General features: G+C 65.7%; 22 protein-coding genes. 7 read left to right on the top strand and 15 right to left on the bottom strand.

Annotated features, from left to right (window positions below; all coding sequences use genetic code 11):
• Positions 1-12: 12 nt before the first annotated feature.
• From AC04PT_RS14890 to AC04PT_RS14880, 3 genes are read right to left on the bottom strand one after another with little or no spacing between them, the layout of a single operon-like run.
• The gene (locus tag AC04PT_RS14890) at positions 13-1,389 is read right to left on the bottom strand and encodes an FAD-binding oxidoreductase (protein ID WP_482874511.1); all 1,377 of its coding nucleotides are present in this window, start codon (positions 1,387-1,389) and stop codon (positions 13-15) included.
• Positions 1,386-1,988: a LysE family translocator gene (locus AC04PT_RS14885; RefSeq protein ID WP_482874510.1), complete on the bottom strand. Its 603-nt coding sequence runs from the start codon at positions 1,986-1,988 to the stop codon at positions 1,386-1,388. Before AC04PT_RS14885 ends, AC04PT_RS14890 begins: the two co-directional genes overlap by 4 nt.
• Entirely contained in the window at positions 1,988-3,019 is a 1,032-nt protein-coding gene (locus AC04PT_RS14880; RefSeq protein WP_482874509.1) for an L-idonate 5-dehydrogenase, read from the bottom strand. Before AC04PT_RS14880 ends, AC04PT_RS14885 begins: the two co-directional genes overlap by 1 nt.
• A 137-nt stretch (positions 3,020-3,156) precedes the next feature.
• Between AC04PT_RS14880 and AC04PT_RS14875 the strand changes: the two genes are divergently transcribed.
• From AC04PT_RS14875 to AC04PT_RS14865, 3 genes are read left to right on the top strand one after another with little or no spacing between them, the layout of a single operon-like run.
• The gene (locus AC04PT_RS14875; protein ID WP_482874508.1) at positions 3,157-3,918 is read left to right on the top strand and encodes an SDR family oxidoreductase; all 762 of its coding nucleotides are present in this window, start codon (positions 3,157-3,159) and stop codon (positions 3,916-3,918) included.
• A gap of 12 nt (positions 3,919-3,930) precedes the next feature.
• The gene (locus tag AC04PT_RS14870) at positions 3,931-4,854 is read left to right on the top strand and encodes an NAD(P)-dependent oxidoreductase (protein ID WP_482874507.1); all 924 of its coding nucleotides are present in this window, start codon (positions 3,931-3,933) and stop codon (positions 4,852-4,854) included.
• A gap of 28 nt (positions 4,855-4,882) precedes the next feature.
• Positions 4,883-5,776, top strand: a complete 894-nt coding sequence (locus AC04PT_RS14865; RefSeq protein WP_482874506.1) for a phytanoyl-CoA dioxygenase family protein — start codon at positions 4,883-4,885, stop codon at positions 5,774-5,776.
• Positions 5,777-5,818: 42 nt separating this feature from the next.
• On the opposite strand, the gene AC04PT_RS14860 is transcribed toward AC04PT_RS14865, so the two are convergent.
• The 3 genes from AC04PT_RS14860 to AC04PT_RS14850 form a co-directional block, all read right to left on the bottom strand.
• On the bottom strand, positions 5,819-6,508 hold the full coding sequence (locus tag AC04PT_RS14860) for an EI24 domain-containing protein (protein ID WP_482874665.1): 690 nt from the start codon (positions 6,506-6,508) through the stop codon (positions 5,819-5,821).
• Positions 6,505-7,083, bottom strand: a complete 579-nt coding sequence (locus AC04PT_RS14855; protein WP_482874505.1) for a nitroreductase family protein — start codon at positions 7,081-7,083, stop codon at positions 6,505-6,507. The genes AC04PT_RS14860 and AC04PT_RS14855 overlap by 4 nt, the downstream gene beginning before the upstream one ends.
• 179 nt (positions 7,084-7,262) lie before the next feature.
• Positions 7,263-7,502, bottom strand: coding sequence for a hypothetical protein (locus AC04PT_RS14850; RefSeq protein WP_482874504.1), 240 nt, complete (start codon positions 7,500-7,502; stop codon positions 7,263-7,265).
• A 125-nt stretch (positions 7,503-7,627) separates the two neighbouring features.
• Here AC04PT_RS14850 and AC04PT_RS14845 point away from each other — a divergent pair, with 125 nt between their 5' ends.
• Positions 7,628-8,341 (top strand): M48 family metallopeptidase, encoded by a 714-nt coding sequence (locus tag AC04PT_RS14845; RefSeq protein ID WP_482874503.1) that lies wholly within the window; start codon positions 7,628-7,630, stop codon positions 8,339-8,341.
• A gap of 146 nt (positions 8,342-8,487) precedes the next feature.
• Here AC04PT_RS14845 and AC04PT_RS14840 read toward each other — a convergent pair whose 3' ends face one another.
• Positions 8,488-10,455, bottom strand: a complete 1,968-nt coding sequence (locus AC04PT_RS14840) for an OmpA family protein (RefSeq protein ID WP_482874502.1) — start codon at positions 10,453-10,455, stop codon at positions 8,488-8,490.
• A gap of 441 nt (positions 10,456-10,896) precedes the next feature.
• On the opposite strand from AC04PT_RS14840, the gene AC04PT_RS14835 reads away from it, so the two are divergent.
• Complete coding sequence (locus tag AC04PT_RS14835; protein WP_482874501.1) at positions 10,897-11,019, top strand: hypothetical protein; 123 nt, start codon at positions 10,897-10,899, stop codon at positions 11,017-11,019.
• Between the two features lie 116 nt (positions 11,020-11,135).
• On the opposite strand, the gene AC04PT_RS14830 is transcribed toward AC04PT_RS14835, so the two are convergent.
• From AC04PT_RS14830 to AC04PT_RS14800, 7 genes are all read right to left on the bottom strand, one after another.
• Complete coding sequence (locus AC04PT_RS14830) at positions 11,136-12,788, bottom strand: ABC transporter ATP-binding protein (protein ID WP_482874500.1); 1,653 nt, start codon at positions 12,786-12,788, stop codon at positions 11,136-11,138.
• Positions 12,789-12,791: 3 nt separating this feature from the next.
• Positions 12,792-13,856, bottom strand: a complete 1,065-nt coding sequence (locus tag AC04PT_RS14825; protein ID WP_482874499.1) for an ABC transporter permease — start codon at positions 13,854-13,856, stop codon at positions 12,792-12,794.
• Between the two features lie 12 nt (positions 13,857-13,868).
• Positions 13,869-14,825: an ABC transporter permease gene (locus AC04PT_RS14820; RefSeq protein WP_482874498.1), complete on the bottom strand. Its 957-nt coding sequence runs from the start codon at positions 14,823-14,825 to the stop codon at positions 13,869-13,871.
• Positions 14,826-14,927: 102 nt separating this feature from the next.
• The gene (locus AC04PT_RS14815) at positions 14,928-16,535 is read right to left on the bottom strand and encodes an ABC transporter substrate-binding protein (protein ID WP_482874497.1); all 1,608 of its coding nucleotides are present in this window, start codon (positions 16,533-16,535) and stop codon (positions 14,928-14,930) included.
• A gap of 334 nt (positions 16,536-16,869) precedes the next feature.
• Positions 16,870-18,381, bottom strand: a complete 1,512-nt coding sequence (locus AC04PT_RS14810; protein WP_482874496.1) for a tripartite tricarboxylate transporter permease — start codon at positions 18,379-18,381, stop codon at positions 16,870-16,872.
• Positions 18,382-18,395: 14 nt separating this feature from the next.
• Entirely contained in the window at positions 18,396-18,920 is a 525-nt protein-coding gene (locus AC04PT_RS14805) for a tripartite tricarboxylate transporter TctB family protein (RefSeq protein ID WP_482874664.1), read from the bottom strand.
• Positions 18,921-18,950: 30 nt separating this feature from the next.
• Entirely contained in the window at positions 18,951-19,865 is a 915-nt protein-coding gene (locus tag AC04PT_RS14800; protein ID WP_482874495.1) for a tripartite tricarboxylate transporter substrate-binding protein, read from the bottom strand.
• A gap of 372 nt (positions 19,866-20,237) precedes the next feature.
• Between AC04PT_RS14800 and AC04PT_RS14795 the strand changes: the two genes are divergently transcribed.
• Both AC04PT_RS14795 and AC04PT_RS14790 read left to right on the top strand, forming a co-directional pair.
• Complete coding sequence (locus tag AC04PT_RS14795) at positions 20,238-21,278, top strand: DUF475 domain-containing protein (RefSeq protein WP_482874494.1); 1,041 nt, start codon at positions 20,238-20,240, stop codon at positions 21,276-21,278.
• A gap of 1 nt (position 21,279) precedes the next feature.
• The gene (locus AC04PT_RS14790) at positions 21,280-21,987 is read left to right on the top strand and encodes a FadR/GntR family transcriptional regulator (protein ID WP_482874493.1); all 708 of its coding nucleotides are present in this window, start codon (positions 21,280-21,282) and stop codon (positions 21,985-21,987) included.
• A gap of 83 nt (positions 21,988-22,070) precedes the next feature.
• On the opposite strand, the gene AC04PT_RS14785 is transcribed toward AC04PT_RS14790, so the two are convergent.
• The gene (locus AC04PT_RS14785) at positions 22,071-22,733 is read right to left on the bottom strand and encodes a TetR/AcrR family transcriptional regulator (RefSeq protein ID WP_482874492.1); all 663 of its coding nucleotides are present in this window, start codon (positions 22,731-22,733) and stop codon (positions 22,071-22,073) included.
• Positions 22,734-22,744 lie beyond the last annotated feature (11 nt).

Here is a 22,744-nt window from a genome sequence, read left to right as displayed (position 1 = left end):
GTGCGTCTCCGATCAGTTGCCCGGCGGCAGGAGCTTGCCGGGGTTGAGGATGTTCTTCGGGTCCCATGCGGACTTGAGCGCGCGCATGTAGGCCAGCGCGGTGCCGTGTTCGCGCGCCATGTAGTCCTGCTTACCGATGCCGATGCCATGTTCGCCCGACACCGTGCCGCCCAGTTTGAGGGCAAGGTCGTTCAACTCGGCCACGAAGCCCTTCACGGTGGCAAGCTCCTCGGGATCGTCGGGGTTCACGCGGATGCCGCAGTGGAAGTTGCCGTCGCCGACATGGCCGACAATGGCGGAGGTCAGGCCCAGTTCGCGGGTGCGCGTCTGCGCGGTGGTGACGGCCTCGGCCAGCCGAGAGATCGGGACGCAGATGTCGGTGGCCATGGTGCGCTTGCCCGGCTGCAGGGCGGCGGTTGCGTAGTGGCCGTTGTGGCGCATGGCCCAGAGCCTGGTGCGGTCCTCGGGTTTTTCAGCCTTGGCGAACGCGGTGGCGCCGAAGTCCTCGGCAATGTCGCCGAAGGCCTGCGCCTGTTCGGCGACACTGGCAGGGGAGCCGTGGAATTCGAGGAAGAGGTGCGGCTTTTCCGGCAGGCCGGCATCGTTGTGGAGGTTGAAGCCTTTCACCATCATCTCGTCCACCAGTTCGATCCGTGCCATGGGGATGCCGGACTGGATGGTGAGGATCACGCAGTTGACCGCGTCCTCGACGGTTTCGAAGCGGCAGGTGGCGGCGCTGATCGCCTCGGGCTGGACCTGAAGCCGCAGGGTGATCTCGGTGATGATTCCCAGCGTACCCTCGGACCCGATCAGCAGGTGCGTCAGGTCGTAGCCGGAGGAGGATTTGCGCGCCTGACTGCCGGTGCGGATGATGCTGCCGTCGGCCATGACCGCTTCGAGCGCGAGGATGTTTTCGCGCATGGTGCCATAGCGCACCGCCATGGTGCCGCTGGCGCGGGTCGCGGCCATGCCGCCGAGGGAGGCATTGGCGCCGGGGTCGATGGGAAAGAACAACCCGGTGGCGCGCAACTCGGTGTTCAGTTCCTCACGGGTGATGCCGGGCTGAACGGTGCAATTGAGATCCTCGGCATTGACCGCGAGCAGCCTGTTCATCCGCATCATGTCGAGGCTGAGGCCGCCCTTGACCGGCAGATGCTGGCCTTCGAGGGACGAGGCGGCGGCGAAGGGTGTTATCGGGCAGCCGTGGCGAGCGCAGATCTTCACGATCTCGGCCACGTCCTCGGTGGTTTCGGGATAGGCGACGGCGTCGGGCAGGGCCTCGGCGTACCAGGCTTCGTTCTGGCCGTGCTGGCTGCGGTGGCTGTCCGAGGTGGCAAGGCGGTCGCCAAGCAGGGCGCGCAATTCGGCAAGGGCGGTGTCGTGGGTCATGAGGCGGTTCCAGTGGCGGACAGGATGGCGAGCGCGACGACGCCTAGCATGGCCAGCGCCATGGCGTAGTTGATCGTGCGTTGGGTGCGCTCGGGCAGATTCAGCCGGTGCAAGGCGACACCGGCCCAGAGCCAGCCGAGGTGAATGGGTATCCAGATCAGGTTCATGATGACCAGCTTCAGCCCGGTTTCGACCGCAAGGCTGGCGGGATAGAATGCGAAACCGGTGATCAGCGCGGTGTTGACCGCATAGGCCTTGGGATTGATCGCCTGCAGCAAAACGCCTGCGCCGATACCTGGGGCGGTTGTCGCCTCGATAAAGGCAATGCGCGATCCGGCAAAGGCGATGCGCGCGGCGAGGTAAAGCAGGTAGGCGACGGAGGCGGCCATCAGGACCTCGCGCAGCAGCGGGACCGACAGGACGACGGCGGCAAGGCCGGTGATGACGGCGAGCGCGACCATGTTGGTGCCGACGAAAAGCCCGGTGACATAGCTGAGCCCCGGACGGAAGCCATAGGCCGCGCCGACACCGGCGGTCGACAGGACGCCCGGACCGGGGGTGATGATCAGCAGGATGACGGCGGCGGCGAATGTGAGCATCAGGAGAAGTCCAGCTGGACCTTCATGGATTGCGCCTTGTCCGAGGCGGTGGCGAAGGCCTTTTCGTAATCCTGAAGCGGGAAGGTGTGGGTAAGCAGCGGCGAGGGGTCGATCAGGCCCTTTCGCATCAGGTCGACGGCCACGGCGAATTCCTCGTGGAAGCGGAACGATCCGCGCAGGTCGAGCTCTTTCGCGGTAAGCTGCATCATCGGCAGGACCATGTCGCCCGACAGGCCCAGCTGCACGATCACGCCGCGCGGGCGCAGCGCCGCGATGCCGGCGGCCAGCGCGGGCTGCGCGCCGGAGCATTCGAAGAGCACGTCGAGCTGGCCTTTCCCGGCGCCATAGGCGGCAAGGGCGTCCGGGCTTTCAGCGGTGTTGAGGGTGACGTCGGCCCCGGCCCCGGCGGCGAAGGTCAGCGCCGGGGCGGCGATGTCGCAGGCGATGATCTCGGCGGCACCGGCGCGACGGGCGGCCATGATGGCAAGCACGCCGATCGGGCCGCAGCCGGTGATCAGCACACGACGGCCCAGAACCTCGCCGGCGCGGCGCACCGCGTGCAGGCCAACCGAGAGCGGCTCGGCCATGGCGGCCTGCGCCGGTGTCAGGCCATCGGCGGGCGCGCATTGCGCTGCCTTTACGGTCAGTTCCTCGCGGAACGCGCCCTGGATGTGGGGAAAGGGCATGGCGGAGCCGTAGAAGGCCATGTTCAGGCACTGGTTCGGCAGGCCGCGCAGGCACTCGGGACAGGCGCCGCAGGGGCGCGAGGGCGAGACCGCGACCAGATCGCCTTCGGCCAGCCCGCTGACGCCGGGGCCCAGCGCGGTGACATGGCCCGAGACCTCGTGGCCCAGCACCATGGGTTCGCGCAGGCGCACCGGACCGAAGCCGCCGTGGTTGTAGTAATGCAGGTCAGAGCCGCAGATGCCGCCCCGGGCCAGCTTCACGGTGACTTCGCCCGCGCCGGGGGCGCGGGTGCCGAAGGCGGCGAGCTTCAGGTCGTGCGCGCCATGGGCATAGAGCGCCTTCATGCCGTCCCCCGGGGGAGGGCCTGCAACGCAGGCAGATGGCGGCTTGATTCGACGCGGATTTGGTATACCATTTTGTCATGAAGCGGGTTGCGGCCCGGATTGTCAACCGCGCGGCACCGTGCGGACGGGGGAGATGCATGACACTATTCGATCTGACGGGGCGCACCGCCCTGATCACCGGCGCGTCGCTGGGGATCGGACGGGCCTTGGCCTCGGGGCTGGCGCAGTCCGGCGCACGCATCGTGATGAATGCGCGCAACGTCGAACGGCTGGAAACGGCGGCGCAGTCCCTGCGGGGCGAGGGGGCCGAGGTGGACACGCTGGCCTTTGACGTGACGGACGCGGACGCGGTGCGGGCGGCGGTGGACGGCTACGAGGCCGACAGCGGCCCGATCGACATCCTGATCAACAACGCCGGAATGCAGCACCGGACCCCGCTGGAGGATTTCCCGTCGGAGATGTTCGAGAAGCTGATGCTGACCAACGTGACCTCGGCCTTCTTTGTCGGGCAATCGGTGGCGCGGCACATGATCTCGCGCGGGAAGGGCAAGATCATCAATATCGCCAGCGTGCAGGCCTTGCTCGCCCGGCCCGGAATCGCGCCCTACACCGCGACCAAGGGCGCGGTGGCCAACCTGACCAAGGGCATGGCGACGGACTGGGCGAAACACGGGCTGAACTGCAATGCGATTGCGCCGGGGTATTTCGACACGCCGCTGAACGCGGCGCTGGTGGCGGACCCGGAGTTCTCGGCCTGGCTGGAGAAACGCACCCCGGCCGGCCGCTGGGGGCAGGTCGAGGAACTGGTGGGCGCGGCGGTGTTCCTGTCGTCGGACGCGGCGAGTTTCGTGAACGGGCATGTGCTGTATGTCGATGGCGGCATCACGGCCAGCCTTTGAGGGAGTGAACAAATGAACAAACCGGTGATCGGTTTTATCGGCGTCGGCCTGATGGGTCATGGCATGGCGAAGAACATTGTCGAGGCGGGCTACACGCTCTGCATCAAGGGCAACCGCAACCGCGCGCCGGTGGAGGATCTGCTGGGGCGCGGGGCCGAGGAGGTCCTGACCGGGCGGGAGATGGCCGATAGATGTGACATCATCCACCTCTGCCTGTCGAATTCCGAGCAGGTCGAAGGTGTGTTTCATGGCGACGACGGCATCTTCGCGGGGATGCGCGAGGGGCTGATCGTGGTGGACGCTACAACGGCGGACCCGGTGTCGACCATGAAGCTGGCGGAAGAGATGCAGGCGCGTGGCGGCGCCATGGTCGATGCGCCTTTGGGACGGACGCCGAAAGAGGCCGAGGCGGGCGAACTGGACGTGATGGTGGGCTGCGACGATGCCACATGGGACAAGGTTCGCCCCGTCATCGAATGCTGGGGCGGCAACATCAACCGGATCGGGCCGGTCGGCTCGGGCCACAAGATGAAGCTGATCATGAACTTCATCTCGATGGGCTATGCCGCGCTTTTCGCCGAGGCGACGGTGCTGGGCGCCAAGGTTGGCGTCAGCCCGCAGACCGTGCAGCAGGTGATCGGCACCTCGCGGCTGGGCAACGGCTTCTTCGACACCTTCATGGCCTATACCGTGGGCCGCGACCGTGATGCGCACAAGTTCTCGATCGCCAACGCGTCGAAGGACGTGCGGTACCTGAACAACATGGCCAACGACGCGGGGGTGATGAACGTAATGGCCTCGGCGGTGAAGCAGTATTTCACCCATGTGGAGGCGATCGGGAAGGGCGCGGACTATGTGCCGATGATCTCGGATCACGTGGCGCGCCTGAACGGGATGGATCTGGCGGAGGAAGTGAAGAAGGGCGGCGCCCGGTAAACGCGCGCGCTGGACGGGAGGAACGGATATGCTGAGCGAGGATCAGAAACGGTTTTACGAAACCGAGGGCTATCTGAAGGTCGAAGGCGTGGTGACCGGCGAGGCACTGGCGCGGCTGCAGCGGATCACCCATGATCTGATCGACGCCGCGCGGGAGGTTTCAGAGAGCAACGACGTCTATGATCTGGACGAGGGGCATTCGTCTGAAACCCCCCGGCTGACCCGGATCAAGCTGCCCCACAAGCAGCATCCGCTTTATGACGAGGTGCTGAAGCGGTCAAACGTGACCGAAGTGCTGCGCGATCTGCTGGGCGACAGCGCGGCGCTGATCACCGCCAAGCTGAACACCAAGGCGCCGGGTGGCGGCGCGGCGGTGGAATGGCATCAGGACTGGGCCTTCTATCCGCACACCAACGACGACCTGCTGGCCTTCGGCCTGATGCTGGAGGACGTGACCGAGGCCAACGGACCGTTGCAGGTGATCCCCGGCTCGCACCGCGGGCCGGTGCTGAGCCACCAGATGAACGGGGTCTTCGCCGGCGCGGTGGACCCGGACGATCCGGATTTCCACCGCGACAGGATCGTGACGCTGACCGGCCGCGCCGGCGACATGACGGTGCATCACGCGCGCACGCTGCACGGCTCGGCGCCGAATGTCAGCGACCGGCCGCGGCTGATCCTGTTCTATGAACTGGCAAAGGCGGATGCCTGGCCGATCCTCGGGGCGAATTCCTACATCCACGCGCTGGGTCAGGCGCGGTTCTGGGAGGATTTGCAGGACCGGATGGTGATCGGCGAACCGTGTCTCGCGCCACGGCTTGAGCCGGTGCCGGTGCGGATGCCCCTGCCGCCGGCGCCGGATGCCTCGTCGATCTTCAAGACGCAGAAATCGGCCGGGGCCAAGAGCGCCTTCGCGGACTGACGCAAGGGGCCCCGACGACGGCCGTCGTGGCCTGCCGATCCGTCACCGGCCGTGCAGCGCGTGGAAGATATGGGTGAACGTCGCCGCCCCGAGGATGGGGATCAGCAGGTTCACCAGCGGCAGGCTCAGCGGCATCGCCATCAGCACGCCGGCCATCCAGATCGTCCCGGCATGCTTGCGCCGCATCGCGCGGGCGCCATCGCGGCCGATCCGCCGCATGGCGGCCAGCGTGAAATACTCCCGCCCCAGCAGGAACCCGTTCATCGCCCAGAAGATCACCGGCGCGAAGGGCGGAAACAGCAGGTAGAGCACCACCGCCAGCAGGTTCGCCACGATCAGCAGCCCGAGAAAGTTCACCGTGTCGCGCAAGGCCGCGGCAAAGGGCACCGGTTCGGCAGCGGGCAGGGCCGGATAGTGCCGGTCCTCCACCGCCTGCGCCACCTCGTCGAGGAACATCGAGGTGATGGCCGAGGCCACGGGGATCATCAGGAAGGCCGACAGCACCACCATGAACAGCAACGATCCGAAGCTCAGCAGATCGCCGAACCACGTCACCTCACCCACCAGCGGCAGTGTCACCGACTCGCCCGTGAGCCACTCGATCAGCCACAGCAGCCCGGCGTAGGCGGCCACCAGCAGCGCCACCGTCAGCCCGATGCCGATCCACAGCACCCGGCGGAACCGCGCGTCGCTGAGCTGCGCCAGCGACTTCATGAAGGCGGCGAAGATCATCGGTCCAGCCATATGGTGATCGCATCCAGATCGGGGCGGGGGCGTTCGGGCGGTGCGCTCTTCTCGGTGCCGATATGGACGATCCCGGCGACGGCCTCGCCGGGTTGCAGACCCAGCCCTTCCTCGACGAACCCGCGGTCATGGCTGGCCCAGCCGGACAGCCAGTTCGCGCCCCAGCCGCTTGCAAGCGCGGCATTCAGCAGCGACAGGCAGACCGCGCCGGCGGAATAGACCTGCTCGATCTCCGGCACCTTTTCCGACGGCTTCGGGCAAGAGACGACGGCCACCGCCAGCGGGCTGCCGGCATAGGTGGCGCGGGTCTTCTCGATCTGCTCGGCGTCATGGCCCAGCGCCTGCCCGCGTTTCACCGCAAGCGCCGCCAGCCGGTCCAGCGCGCCGCGCTCCAGCACCACGAAACGCCAGGGCTCCAGCTTGCCGTGGTCCGGGCTGCGCGCCGCCGCTGTCAGGATCGGCATCAGCGCGTCGCGGTCCGGCGCGGGTGCGCGCAGCAGCTTGGCCGGTCGCGATCGACGGCTGAGCAGGAAGTCCAGGGCGGCGTGGGCGGGCTGGGGCATCGGGCGTCTCCTCGGGGTCGCGGACTATGTCACCCGCCGCGCCGGTGTTTTCAAGCCCGCCCGCCCGGCTTTCTGCCCGTCCATCGCCGCCATACGGCGTTCGGCAGGTGCGGTCACTCAGGAATTAACCGTATGTTAATAAACGAAAATGTTTCGCGCGCGAAACAATTCGGCCGCCGTCACTCTTCTTCCTTGGACCGCCGATACACCCCTTCGGGCAAATCTATCGCGGTCGCCAGATCGCGCATCTGGGCGATTGACAGCGTGATCTTGTGGACCCTGTCCTCGCGCGGGTCGTATTGCTCGACGGTGATGCATTCGGCAAAGCCGTGTACGATCACGTCCTCCTGCAAGGGGGTTTCGCCCTCGTCCACCAGTGTGACGACCGTGGCGTCGAATTCGTGCTCGATGCTGAACATGCGCAAAGAGTATCTGCTTGGCAGGGGTTTGCAACCGCTGGCGGGACCGGGCATGAGCAATTCCCCGCCTTGCCTCTGTCTGACCTCTGGTCCCCGCAGTGGAGGCCCCCTAAGGTGCCGGTCACATGACACGTTTCCTGCAAATCCTTTCGCTGCTTCTTCTGGCCGCCTGTGTCGCACCGGCCCCCGTGGTGCCGGTGCCGCAATCGGAAGAGGCCGAGCTTGGCGAGGCCGAGATCAAGCGCCGGGCCGAGGCCGCCGCGCGGCAGTTCATCCGGGTGGTCGAGACCGTCGAACCGGTGGCCGAGGCCGAGTGCCGCAAGCGCCGGGTGCAGGGGCCGTGCGATTTCCAGATCGTGATCGACGACACCTTCGGGCAGGCGCCCAATGCGTTTCACACCGTCGATCAAAGCGGCCGCCCGCTTCTGGCCTTCAACCTCGCGCTGATCCTCGCCGTCCGGAATGCCGACGAACTGGCCTTCATCATGGGTCACGAAGCCGCGCACCACATCGCCGGTCATATCGAGCGCGCCCGCGGCCATGCCACGCTTGGTAGTCAGATCCTTGGCGGTGTGGCGACCATCGCCGGCGGCGACGATGCGGCGATCCGGGCCGGGCTGGAACTTGGGGCCACCCTGGGACGGCGCAGTTTTACCAAGGATTTCGAGCTTGAGGCCGATGCGCTGGGCACGGTGATTGCCTATCGGGCCGGGTATGATCCGGTGCGCGGTGCCGAGTTCTTTGCCCGCATCCCCGACCCCGGCAACCGCTTCCTCGGGACGCATCCGCCCAACCTCGCGCGGGTTGAGACGGTGCGGCGCGTTGCGCAAGGCCTTTGACGGCTTGCGGGGTAACCCCCGCAGCAGTCAGCCCTGTATAGCGCAATCAGGCGGTCAGTCAGTGCGCAGATCGTTCGCCGAATGCAAAAGGGCCCCGCCGAAGGGCAATGGCGGGGCCCGAACTCATTAACAAGACACTCGGCGCGTCAGTCGATCCGCGCTGTCTGCAGCAGCGGCGTGATCCGGCGCACCGTGGCGCGGCGGTTGGCGCGTTCGTCGCCTTCGACCGGAACCAGCAGGTCGGATTCACCGTAACCCTGGATCACCAGGTTTTCCGGCGGCACATCGAAGTATTCGACCAGCGCCAGCGCCACGGATTCCGCCCGGCGGTCCGACAGGGCAAGGTTGTAGGCCGCGTTGCCCACGGTGTCGGTGTGACCTTCCACGAGGAAGACCTCATCGGGATTGGCGGCAATGAAGTCCGCCAGCTTGCGGCCGAGATCAGCCAGTTCTTCGGCTTCTTCCGGCAGGATGACCGACGAGTCGGTGCGGAAGTTGATCGCGTCCACGGTCACCTCGGGGATGAGGTGGCGAACCTCGCTGATGGAGCGCACCTGACGCAGCGAGAAGCGGCGGTCGATGTTGACGGAAAGCTCGGCATTCAGCGCCTCTTCGAGGGCTGCGCTGTCGCTGTCGGTCGTGACCACGACCTCACGCCGGCGCGGTTTGGGCAGGACCGTCACGTCGACCGGTGCGACCTCTTGGGCGGTGTCATCGAACAGGATGATCCGCGTGCCATCGGGGCGCACGCGCACCCGGCGCAGCACGGTGCCGTCGGCGGCCCGCACGGTGATGACCTGCGCTCCATCGGGACGGTTCACCACGGTCCGGGTTGACCCATCGTCAAAACGGGTGGTTTCGACTTCGGCGCCGGGGCGACGCAGCAGGACGTCGTCGTCACGGAAAACCTCCAGTTCGCCGTCGCGGCGAACCACGATCCGGTCGCCCGAGTTCGACACGACCTCGTCGTCGCCACCAAGGATCTGGCTCAGTGCCAGAACGCCAAGCCCGAGGGCAGCGGCGGTTTCGGCGTTGTTCAGGCCGCGGCGGTCGTCGTCGTCGTCATCGTTATTGTCCGACTGCGCTTGCGCACGGCCGTCGACGATCACGTCGGTTTCGAACTCTTCGTCGCTGGAGCGCACGTCGTCTTCGGTCAGCGTTTCCACGACAACCTCGCCTTGGCCCGAGGTATCGTCCCCCGCAGCCATAGGCGTGTTGTCGATCTCCGGGCTGTCGCTTTCGCTGATCACGGCGGTGCCGTTGTCGGCTTCGACAACCTCGGTGGTGCCGGGGTCCAGCATATCGACCGGCAGGCCCAGCGCGTTCTTGACCGCATTGCGCAACTCGTTGTCGCTCATCGCGTCGGCATTGCCGATGTCGAGGTCAAGGTTGGAGCTGAGCTGGATCAGGTTGTTGCGTCCCAGCATGTCGATATCGGTAGCCGTCAGCGTCGAGGCATCGAAAGGCCGGCCGGGATCAACTTCGACGTCCCTAGCCGTGTTCTCGATCATCTCGGCCTGGGGTGCGGCCTCGGACTCGACGATGATCTCGCCGGCGCTCTCGTTGTTCATGACCTGCGGCAGGTCGGTGTCGGTTTCGACTTCGACTTCCGCTTCGGCCTCGACCTGCGGAGCAGCTTCGACCTCGGGAGCGACTTCAACCACCTCGGGGCTGGCCTGTTCGACCTCACCGGAGGCGCGGGCCTCGGCATCGAGCGATTGCGCGAGTTCCTCGACAGAGTCGCCGCGATCCATGGACAGCTCTGTCGCGCGTGCGACTGCCGCGTCGGCATCGACGCCCAGAACGCGCTTCACCAGTTCCCGCAGGGTATCTTCGGGCAGGCGTTCAGCCTCGTTTGCGGGGATGTCGATCTCTGCCGCCAGAGCAAGAAGTGCCGGCTTGGCCAGAGCGTCGATCTGCAACTCCGTCGGAGTCTGGCCAGCGTTGATCGTCGCCGCCACATCGTCGAGCGCAGCCTGTTGGTCGGCGGCCGTACAAGGCGCGTTCGATCCATCGGCACAGATCCGCTTTTCCTGGGCCGTGCCGGCCACGGGTGCCACCAGCGCAAGGCAAAGCGCCAGCGCCGTGCTGTTGTTAAGAATCTTCAGTGTCATTGTCAGGGTCCTTCTTTTCCCTTGCTGGCGAATAAACGCGAGGCTGGTAGAGTTTGTTCCGGGGGTTCCCTGCGCTGGGCGAGGCCTCGCGCAGACTTGACCGGGGCGCACTCAATCGCCGGCGGACACGGTCAGGCTGGATTTTTCGGCGGACGCGCGGGCGCGACAGGCGATGTGCGGGGTGTCGGGATTGAAGGGGCGTTGTCGTCACATCAGCGCGTGACCGGACAGGGGCTGCCACGCAGTCTGGTCGGTTTGCGACACGCGTGATCCGGAAGCGGCATGAAAGCGCATATCATGCAGCGGGCGCAACACAGGTATGCACAGATGGCATTGATTTTAATAACTGAGCGCTTGTTCGACTCGGATAGTTGTCCTACCTGCGATTCATGGCTCAGCGCCATTTGGACGCCAACCGCTCAATGCCCGAGGAGTGGACCGATGATGACACGTGACGAACTCATCCGCGATGCACGCACCCGCGCCGGCACCCTGCCGGCCGTGTTCGTTGTCTATGGCATTCTGCTGGCGACGATGCTGGCCACCGGCATGGCAATGACCTGAGACCCGAGCGGTCCCTTACCCCTGTTTCATGTTCTGTTCAATCCGGTCGCGCTGATCCGGAGTGATTGGCCCTGCGCACGCCCCGGACATGATCCGGGGCGGCGGCGCTTATGGCCTTAGACGTCGGCGGCTTCGCCGACGTTGTCGACGCCGCGTTCCTCAAGCAGGGTGGTCAGCCAGTTCGGGTCCATCTCGGGCACCGAGCTGAGCAGCAGATCGGTGTAGGGATGGTGCGGCGGGGTGAACATCTGGTCCTTCGGTCCCTGCTCGACCACCTTGCCGTGCTGCATCACCACCACCTCGTCCGCGATCGAACGCACGGTGGCCAGATCGTGGGTGATGAACATATAGGCCAGGTCCAGCTCGCTTTGCAGCCGGTCGAGCAGTTTCAGAATGCCCTCGGCAACCAGCTGGTCGAGCGCCGATGTGACCTCGTCGCAGATGATGAAGGTGGGTTCGGCGGCCAGCGCGCGGGCGATGCCGATGCGCTGTTTCTGGCCGCCTGACAGCTCTGGTGGATAGCGATCGTAGAACTTCGCCGGGTCAAGCTCGATCAGGTCGAGCAATTCGTCCACCCGGTGCTTGAGATCCGCGCCCTTGAGCCCCGAGTAGAACTGCGCCGGACGGCCGATGATCTCGGAAATGCGCACTTTCGGGTTCAGCGCGGTATCGGCCATCTGATAGATCATCTGCGTCTGCCGAAGCTGGTCCTTCGAGCGGTCCTTGTAGTTCGGCGGCAGCGGATCGCCCTTGAACAGCACCTGGCCGTTCATCGGCGGCAGCAACCCGGTGATGACCCGCGCCGTCGTCGATTTGCCGGAGCCGGATTCGCCCACGACGGCCACGGTCATGCCACGGTGAATGTCGAAGGACACGTCGTCCAGCACCTTGACCCCGCCGGTATAGGCGGCGTCGACGTTCTGCACCGAGATCACCGGTTCCTCGCCAGTGGGGCGCGGCTTCTGCGGACGCTTGAAGCTGCGGACGGCCCAGAGCGATTTGGTGTAGTCCTCCTGCGGGTTTTCCAGCATCTCCTCGGTCGAGGCCTGTTCGACCTCTTCGCCCCTGAGCAGCACCTTGATGGTGTCCGCCATCTGCGCAACGACGGCAAGGTCGTGGGTGATGTAGATGGCGGCGGTGTTGAACTGGTCGACAATGTCCCGGATCGCGGCCAGAACCTCGATCTGGGTGGTCACGTCGAGCGCCGTCGTCGGCTCGTCGAAGATGATCAGGTCGGGCCGGCAGGACATGGCCATCGCGGTCATCGCCCGCTGAAGCTGGCCGCCCGAAACCTGGTGCGGATAGCGGAAGCCGATTTCCTTGGGGTTGGGCAGGCGCAGACGCTCGTAGAGGTCCATCGCGTCTTCCTGCGCCTCCATCCGTTTCTGGATGCGATAGTGCAGCGGCGCCTCGGTATGCTGGTCGATGATCTTGTGCGCCGGGTTGAAGCTGGCCGCCGCCGATTGCGCCACATAGGCGATGCGCGACCCGCGCAGCGCGCGGCGTTCGGCTTCGGTGGCGGTTGTCAGTTCCATGCCGTCGAATTCGATCTTCGAGCCTTCGACAATGCGGGTGCCGTCGCGGGCATAGCCCATGGCGGCGGCGCCGATGGTGGACTTGCCGGCGCCGCTTTCACCGATCAGGCCCATCACCTCGCCCTTGTGCAGCGTCAGGTCGACGCCCTTGATGATCGGCACCCATTCCTCGCCGGTGTAGCCCTCGATCTTGAGGTCCTTGATTTCGAGCAGGACGGACTTGTCATGTACCATGGCTTATTGCTCCTTCAGGCCGGAGGACCGGAACAGCATCCAGTCGACGACGAAGTTGACCGCCACGGTCAGCAGCGCGATGGCGGCGGCCGGGATCAGCGGGGTGTAATCGCCGAACGAGATCAGGGTGGCGTTTTCGCGCACCATGGAGCCCCAGTCGGCGGTGGGCGGCTGGATGCCGAGGCCAAGGAAGCTCAGACCCGCCACCAGCAGGAAGACGAAGCAGAACTCCAGCCCGAATTCCGCGATCAGCGGCGCGGTGGAGTTGGGCAGGATCTCGCGCCGGATCAGGTATCCGGTGCCCTCGCCGCGCAGCTTGGCAGCCTCGATATAGTCCATCACCACCACGTTGCCGGCGACCGCGCGGGTCAGGCGGAAGACGCGCGGGGCGTAGATGATCGCCACCGCGATGATGATGACATAGATGTGCGGCCCGAAGATCGACAGCATCAGAAGCGCGAAGATCAGCGACGGTATCGACATGATCACGTCGGCGAAGCGGCCCATGAACTGATCGAACCAGCCGCCCTTGGTGGCCGCCAGAAGCCCCGCCCCGGCGCCGATCACGAAGGCCGCGACGGTGGCAGTCAGCGCGAGGCCCACCGAGTTGCGCGCACCGAAGATGATCCGGCTGAACATGTCACGGCCCAGCTGATCGGCGCCAAGCAGCATGTTCTCATCCGGGGGTGCGAAGGCCGACGACACGACTTCGCTTTCGCCGAACGGCGCGATCCAGGGCGCGAAGATGGCGGCGATGGCATAGGTGAAGATCACGAACATGCCGAAGGCGGCGGTCAGCGGCGCAGTTTTCAGCTCTTTGCCGAGGTTGGTCGGCACGAGCAGGATCAGGAACTCGCGGAAGCAGTAGGCGACCCCCCCGGCGAACGCCAGGATCGCTGCCGAAATGGCGATGAAGCGCAGGGCGCCGGTGCCGCCGACGATGCCCAGCACGAAGCTGACCAGCGTGAGCGAGAACAGCAGGATGAAGGGACCGCGCTTTTCGTAGAAGGCGGCGAGCACCGATGCGATGATCAGCGCGGCGAAGTAGAGGATGACGAAGACGCTCATGGTTTCTTATCCTTACTTCGGATGCCGCAGGCGCGGGTTGGTGAGGATCGCACCAACGTCGGCTGCCAGGTTCAACAGGATGAAGGTCGCCGCGAAGATCAGGCAGCAGGCCTGCACCACCGGGAAGTCACGCTTGGACACCGCGTCGACCAGCGCCTGCCCGATGCCGGGATAGACGAAGACCACCTCGACAAGCACCACGCCGGTGATGAGGTAGGCGAGGTTCAGCGCGATCACGTTGATGATCGGCGCCCAGGCGTTGGGCAGGGCGTGTTTCACGATCACCTTCCACGGTGGCGTGCCCTTCAGCCGGGCCATTTCGATATAGGGCGAGGCCAGCAGGTTGATGATGGCGGCGCGGGTCATGCGCATCATGTGCGCCGTGACCACCAGCACCAGCGTCAGCGCCGGCAGGAAGGTGCGTTCCAGCAGGTCCGGGAACGACATGTCGCTGCTGAGCGACGAGATCGCCGGGAACATCTGCCACTTTACCGCGAAGAACAGGATCAGCACGTAGCCCAGGAAGAATTCGGGCGACGAGATTGAGGTCAGCGTCAGCACGTTGGCCACCCGGTCGAACAGCGTGTTGCGCAGCAGGGCCACGATCACGCCGAGCACGATGGCGAAGGGCACCGCGATGACCGCCGCATAGGCGGCGAGGAACAGGGTATTGATGAAGCGCTCGGTGATGACCGTGCTGACCCGTTCGCCGCTGACGATCGAGGTGCCGAAGTCTCCGGTCACCGCACCACCCAGCCAGGCAAAATAGCGCACCGGGGCGGGATCGTTGAGGCCCATGCGTTCGCGCAGGGCGGCGAGGTTCTCTTCTGTCGCGCCCATGCCCAGAACCTGCTGGGCAATGTCGCCGGGCAAAAGCTCGACCATGAAGAAGATGATGATGGATATGATCAACAAGGTGATTAGGCCGAAGCCCAACCGCTTCAGAATAAGACTGAGAATGTCCCCCACGAGGATCCCCCTTTTCCTGCACCGCATTCGGGCGCGTTTATTGGACCCCGTTGCGGGGCCGGTGCGACGGCCCGGTGTGATGTCGGGCCGCCGCGTTCGTGCTTAGCTGTCGAACCACCAGCGGCTGGCGTAGCGATAGCCATCCATCTGCCAGCTTGCCGCAACGCTGTCGCCGCGCGCAACATTGGACCGGCGGGCATAGACGAAGTTCGGGAAGTACGGGATCAGCGTGCCGCCGTCGTCCCGCGCCAGCATCGCCATTTCGCGGTACATCTCGGCGCGCAGGCCTTCGTCCAGTTCGGCCTTGGCTTGCAGCAGCAGTTCGTTGAAGCGTTCGTTCTGCCAGTGCGATTCGTTCCAGGCGGCGTCGGACTTGTAGGCCAGCGAATACATCACGTCCGGCGTCGGACGCGCGCCCCAGACCACCATGCACCACGGTTTGACCAGCCAGACGTCCGACCAGTAACCGTCGTTGGGTTCGCGCACCACCTGGATGTCGATACCGGCGGCCTTGGCCTGCTCGGAGTAGAGCACGGCGGCGTCGACCGCGCCGGTGGTGATCGAATCGGCGGTCGAGAAGCTGACCGAAAGGTTCTCCATCCCCGCCTTCTTGAGCAGCGCCTTGGCCTGCTCAGGGTCGTATTCACGCTGCGGGATGTCCTCGGGCCAATAGGGCATGGCCGGCGAATGGTGGAAATCGTTGCCGATGGTGGCGGCGCCGAAGGCGATCTTGTCGACCAGTTCCTGCCGGTTCATCGCCAGCTTCAGCGCATTGCGCACGTCGACGTTGTCGAACGGGGCCTGATCGCAGAACATCGGCATGGTGATCGCCTGTGCCGAAGGCACGTTCTCAACCACGATCGACGGGTCACGGCCCAGCAGGCCCAGCGTCTTGTTTTCCAGCAGCGAGGCGCAGTCGACGTCGCCGGTGACCAGCGCGGTCTGGCGGGCGTTCGGGTCGTTGATCACGAGGATCTCGACCGCATCGAAATAGGCGCCTTCGCCGTGCCAGTCCTCGTGCCGGACGAGGCTGCAGCCGGTGCCGAAGTTCAGTTCGGTGATCTTGTAGGGGCCCGAGCCGATGCCCGACTGCCAGTTGGCGGTGCCGTCGTCATTGGCCGGCACGATGGCGAGGTGATAGTCGGTCATCAGCCACGGCAGGTCGGCGTTGCCCGAATCCATCTTGAAGGTGATCGAATCGCCGTTGTCGGTGATGTCCGTGACCGACGACAGCAGCGACGCGGCTGCCGAGGTCGAATTTTCGCCGCGGTGATAGTTCATCGAGGCGATGACATCGTTGGCGGTGACCTTGTTGCCATCATGGAACGTGGCGTTTTGATTCAGCTTGAAGGTCCATTCGGTGGCGTCTGGCGTGGCGCTCCATTCGGTGGCCAGATCGGGGCCGAGCGTGCCGTCCGGGTTGATCATGGTCAGGTAGGACCGGTGGCAGTGCGCCAGGTTGATGTCGAAGTTCGACTGGTAGACGCCGATGTCGTGCGTGTCCGAGGTGTTGCCGTCATGTTGCGCCACCCGCAGGGTGCCGCCGCGTTTCGGCTGCGCCTTTGCCTCGGTGGTCCAGATGCCGGTTGCGGCCGATGCCGTGACGCCCGCGGCGACCGAGTGGCGCATGAAGTCGCGCCGCGACAGCCGTCCCGAACGGGCCGCATCGGCCAGCCGATCCATCAGCCCTGGTTGCTTGGTGTTTCGCATGTGTTCTCTCCCTGTGGTCATGCGTAGGTCCGGCGGGTTTGCGGTTGCCGGTATTCTTGCGTCATCCCGGATTCTGCATCCGGAACGCGCGCGTTCTTATATGTCCGGCACCGGACCTGCCGACCGAGTGTGGGGCCGGGGGGCGCGAACGGATCATATGAATGCGACACGACTTGTCTATGTGCGACATAAGCCATCGAAACATTTTCCCTCGCATCTATCCAGCCAAATACCCGGCAATTCTGGCAAATTCGCGTGATAACCCGTTCTGATATTGCTGCAATTGCAGCATGACGTTGTGTCACCCTGACCCGGCGCATGGCGTGGCGGCGTCTCACTCTGGTGCGGCGCGGTGGGTGCCGGGTTTGCCGCTTCTGGACGCGGAATCGCGCAGGACCGCACGGACATGCAGCGCGATCACCAGCACGATGGCGGCAAACAGCAGCAGCGCGACGGGCCTGTCGATCAGGTCGAGCGGCGTGCTGATCCGGGCCATGGCGCTGCGCAGCTTCACCTCCATAATGCCGCCCAGCACCATGCCCAGCACGACCGGCACCAGCGGCAGCCTCAGCCGCCGCAGGATCAGCCCGAAAACCCCGACCCCCGCCGCGACAAAGCAGTCGCTTGGCGCGTTGCGCAGCGAATAGACCCCGACGAAGCTCAGGATCAGGATCATCACGCCGAGAAACCGTGAAGGAATGCGGACCACGGCGACCAGCATGTGAGACGAGACCATCAGGAATGCGATGACGATCACGTTCAGCCCCAGCAGCGCGAGACACAGCGCATAGACGAAATCCATCTGCGTCTGGAACAGCGTCGGGCCGGGGATGACGTTGTGGACGTGAAACACCGCCAGCATCATGGCGGTCAGCGCCTCGCCGGGGATGCCCAGCGCCAGCAGAGGGATCATTGCCGCCGCCGGCACCGCGTTGTTGGCGGCCTCCGACGCGATCAGCCCTTCCGGCGCGCCTCTGCCGAACGCCTCGGGCGTGAGCGACGTGCGTCGTGCATAGGTGTAGCTCAGGTACTGCGCAGTGAATTCGCCTGCGCCGGGCACCATGCCGGCCAGCACGCCGAGGCCTGAGGACGCCGCCGTCACCCGCTTGTAACGCGCGATTTCGCGGAAGCCCGAAGCCGGTGAGCCTGCGGGGCCTTGCGGGAGCGGGCGGGTGTCCGGCGCGATCATCAGCGCGAAGGCCTGCGACAGCGCGAAGAGGCCCAGCACAACGACAATCAGGTCGACGCCCGAGGTCAGCCAGCTCATGCCGAAGGTGTAGCGGCTGGTATAGGTGATGGCGTCCAGCCCGATGGTCTGCAGGAAGACGCCGAGCATCGCCAGCATGCCCGCCGCGAAAATCTGGCCGCGATGGCCGAGTATCACCAACACGAGACCGAGGGCCGCCGCGAGGAACAGCTCGCGGCTGCCAAACAGCGGCGCGACATGCGCCAGCACCGGCGACAGGAGGATCAGGCAGAGGATGCCCGCGACGCCACCGCAGAACGAGGCCGAATAGGCCAGCGCAAGCGCGCGCTTGGCCTCGCCCCGCCGGGTCATGGGGTGGCCGTCACAGGTGGTCAGCGCGTTGACCGCCGTGCCCGGCGTGTTGATCAGCACCGCAGGCAGCGCGCCGCCGTACATCGAGGCGCCGTAGATACCCAGCAGCAGGGTCAGGCCGACCAGCGGGTCGAAGGCGAAGGTGGCCGGCAGCAGGATGGCGATGGCGACGGCCGGGCCCACACCCGGTATGGCGCCGATCACCACGCCGCCGACCGACCCGATCACAAGCGCGGCCGCCACGTCCCAGCGCAACACCATTGCGGCCCCGTCCAGAAAGGTCTCCACGCGCCGTGCCCCCGTCAGAGATAGATCATCAGGACCTGCCGCAACCCGTCCGGCAGATGCTGATAGACCGCGCCGGCCGGCAGCCTGACCTCGAGCAGCGTGCGGAACAGAACCACCACGACCGTCGAGGCCAGGGCCCCCCAGCCCAGCATCCGCGCGGAGCGGTGCCCGAGCCGGACCAGCAGCGTCAGCACAATGGTGAGGGTTGTGGGCAGGTATCCGAGGATCGGCACCAAGAGCGCGTAGGCGACAAACCAGCTGGCGAACTCCAGCGCGCGGAGCCATGTCAGCACTTCGCGCCAACGGCCGGGGGTGCGAGGGGCCATCGCCCTCGACAACAGGTGCAACGTTGCAAACAGGCACATTCCGCCCAGCGACACTGCGGGCCAGAACCGGGGCTGGGCGGCCAGCGGCCCACCGGTGGGGGCTGCTGTCTGTTGGCCGAGCTGCGACAGAAGTAAGACCGACAGCGCGAGGAAGGCGCAGGCGAAGACGAGGTCTCCGGTATGGCGGCTGCCGAGTTTGCGCTGAGTCTTTATGATCTTCGCTCCTGCCTTGCCGAGTTCGGGCTAGTCGTCCATCGTCGTCCGGATGGCGCGAAGCGTTTCGATATCCTGTCCGATCCGCACTGTGGCCGCCGCGGCGTCCTGCCAGTAGACAAGTGCCCCGGTCTTGGCGGCCAGCGTCTGCGCACGCGCGGACTCGACCGTCTGTCGTGCCACCGCAACGATCTTGTCACGCACGACCTGCGGGGTGTCGCGGTGCACGAAGAGCCCGTTCCACAGCGCGATGTCCAGCCCCGGGGCCAATTCCGCCACCGTAGGCGTGTCCGGGGTGACCGGGATGCGCCGGGCGCCCAGCGAGGCCAGCACGGAGATCCGGTCGATGCAGGGCATCAGCAGTTGCAGGGTGGTGTTCATCACGTCGACATCGCCCGAAGCCAACGTGTTGCAATCGAGCGTGTCAAATGCCGCGTCGGCGGCATAGGCAAACCCCATCTCGCGCGCCAGCGCCTTGGTCACCTGCGTCGGCACCAGTGGAGCGCCGTAATGGCCAAGCACCACGGCGTTGTCACGCGCATGGGCGGCAAGCCCCGCCATGTCGTCATAAGGCGCGTCGGCGCTTGCGACGATCACGAAGGGATAGGTGAGGAAGATGCCGAGCGGCTCGAACAGGTCGGGGCCAAGCTCGGGGATGCCGAGGCCCGGCCCGACCACCGGAACGGCGGTGCTGAAGGAGCCGACGACATAGCCGTCCGCCGCTGCCGTGGCGACGGAAACCGCACCGGGAAAGGGGCCGCCGCCGCCGCCCGGACGGTTGACCACCGCTGCCGGGACCGCGTAGGCCTGCTGGAAGTCCTCGGCGATCATCCGGGTCAGTACGTCCTCAAGATCGCCCGGAGGCCAGGGCACCACGAATTCCACCGGCTTTTCGGGGTAATCCGCGCCTGAAGCCGCCGGCAGCGCCGCGGCCAGAGCGCACATGACCGAACCAGCCACATACCTGCAAATCGATATCATCATCAGCCTTCTTACCAGATCTCCCCTTGCCAGCGGTCCCCGGCTTGCGCGCGGTGTGCAGCGCCTGCGTCCAGGGTAGCACCAGCAAGCCACCGGAAGGGTTAACAAAAGGTGGAATTCCCTCGGCAGAACCCCAGTTCAGCAGGAAGACCGGGGCACGGGACGTCAGGGCGTGTTCTGGACATTCGTGTCCGGCTGGATGAGACTGACGAATTGTGCCTTCCATGCAACTTCTGGATCAACGGAGCGGAAACCTGTGGCCTATACCCCGGAAAGATGCGGGTCTGGCTTGGCGATGATGTCCGCCCTTCAACCAAGGCAACAGAGCGAAAGCGCATGACCCCCCTTCTGTCGTATTTTAAATGGCCCTTCATCGTCACGGCAACGGGCCTGATCCTGTCCGGCTGGCTTGGCTGGCAGACCACCGGCACCATCGGCGGCGCGCTGTCCTTCCTTATGATCGGCGCGGTGCTGGCGGTGCTGGAGATCTCGCTGAGCTTCGACAACGCCATCGTCAACGCCAACAAGCTGAAGGACATGACGCCCGAATGGCAGCACCGCTTCCTGACATGGGGCATCCTGATCGCCGTCTTCGGGATGCGGATCGTGTTTCCGCTGCTGGTGGTGGTCATTGCCGCCAAGATCGGCCCGATCGACGCGATCATCCTGGCCGCGGCCGAGCCGCAGGAATACGCCCGCATCATGGACGAGGCGCACCTGTCGATCTCGGCCTTCGGGGGGACCTTCCTGATGATGGTGGCGCTCAATTACTTCATGGATCAGGAGAAAGAGGTCGACTGGGTGCGGGTGGTGGAACGCCGGCTGCGGGAATGGGCCTCGATCAAGGGGTTGGAGGTGGCGCTGGTGCTGGTGATCGCGCTGGGCTTTACCGTGTCGCTGCCCGAGGAGAAGGGCGCGGAATTCCTGTTCTCTTCGGTCTGCGGGCTGGTGACCTTCCTCGCGGTGGAACTGATCGGCCACATCCTCGATGCGCAGGAAGAGGCCGCGAGCGCGGCGGCCAAGGGCGGGCTCGGGGCATTCCTTTACCTTGAGGTGCTGGATGCGAGCTTCAGCTTCGACGGGGTGATCGGCGCCTTCGCGTTGACCCAGAACCTGTTCCTGATCGCCATTGGTCTGGGGATCGGCGCGATGTACGTCCGGTCGATGACGGTGATGCTGGTCGAGCGCAAGACGCTGGCGCAGTTCCGCTATCTGGAGCACGGCGCGTTCTATTCGGTGCTGGTGCTGTCGATCATCATGTTCGTTCAGTCGCTGGTGCATATTCCCGAGGTGATCACCGGGTTGCTCGGTGCCTGCCTGATCGGTCTCTCGCTGCTCGCCTCGATCCGTTACGAACGTCAGGTGAAGGGGGCTTAGGATGGCATCCGCAACTTCAAGACGCGCACTCTGGCTGCAGAAGATCGCCCACCAGGTGGCGCATGCGCTGAGCGAACGCATCGCCGCAGGCGACCTGGCGCAGGGCGACAGCCCCGGCGACCGCGAGGCGCTGGCGGCGGAATTCGTGACCTCGGTCTCGGTGATCGACCGGGCGTTCGAGGAAATGGCCGGAAAGGGCGTGCTGACCGAGGGGCCCAAAGGCTACGTGGTGGCGGGCAGCGTGCCGCGCGACCACGGCTTTGAACTGCCGCACCACGAGACGCTGAGCGACGTGGTGTCGATCCTCGAGATGCGGCTGGGACTGGAGGCCGTGGGCGCGGCGCTGGCGGCCGAGCGGCACGACGCGGCCGGCCTGACGGCGATCCGCGAGGCGGCCGAGGCCTTCGCGCGCGCGGTCGGGGCGGGCGAAGCCGCCAGCCAGGCCGACTTCCGCTTTCACAGCGCAATCGCGGCGGCGGCGGGCAATCCCTATCTGTCGGACCTGCTGGATTACCTTGGCCCCTTGCTCATCCCCCGGATGCGGCTGGACCTGTCGCACGCCCCCGGCACCGACGCACAGGGCAATTCGGTCGAAGAGCACGCGCGTATCCTTGAGGCCATTGAGGCCCGCGATGCCGACGCTGCCCGACGCGCCATGCGCGAACATCTGACGCGCACGCTGGAAATGGTGCGGGCGGAACAGGATTGAGGGCAGGCAGGCACGCAGTCATGGGGCACCGTCCCGGGCCTGACCCGGGACCTCATGGTCGGCGCTAGGGTGGAGGTCCCGGATCAGGTCCGGGACGCGGGAGGCTTCCGGTCTTCGCCATTATATCCCAGCAGGGCCCGGAAGCGCCGCAGTTCGCTTTCGGTGGGCGGCTGTCCTGCGAAGGTCTTCACATAGGCCGGCACACGGTTCATCCGCACCGCCATGCTTTCGCGCACCTGCATCGAGATATAGCCGATCTGCACCATGTAGACCGTTCGCGCCCGCACGTCGGCCTCGGCCGCATCGAAGCCGAACCGGCTGAACATTTTCCGGATCGCCGCCAACCGCGCCTCGTCGGCGGCATGGACCTGCGCCGCGACCTTGTCCGAGCCATGAGCCCAGCCACGCACCGCGAGGTCGAAGCGCGGTTCGAACCGTTCCGGATCGAGGAAGGCGGCGATCAGGTTGAGGACGCCCTCGGCGGCGCTTTCGGCATAGGCCTCGGCGGCGGCGATCAATGCGCCGGTGTTGCGGGTCTCCCATCGCGCGAGCAGCGCCTCCAACAGCGCCGCGCGGTCCTTGAAGAACCAGTAGAACGAGGTCCGCGACAGGCCCAGCCGCGCGCCGAGCGGCTGGATTTTCACCGCGCCGAGGCCATTCTCGACGAAGGCCTCTTGCGCGGCGTCGAGCCAGAGTTCACGCGAGCCGCGCCAACCGGCGGAGGGAGTTCCGTCCTGCGTTTCCATGACCTCGGGTC

It is taken from the genome of Litorisediminivivens sp. KMU-197, from assembly GCF_056858395.1.
Note: the sequence above shows the minus strand (reverse complement) of the source record. Positions and strands in the feature narration are given on the sequence as shown.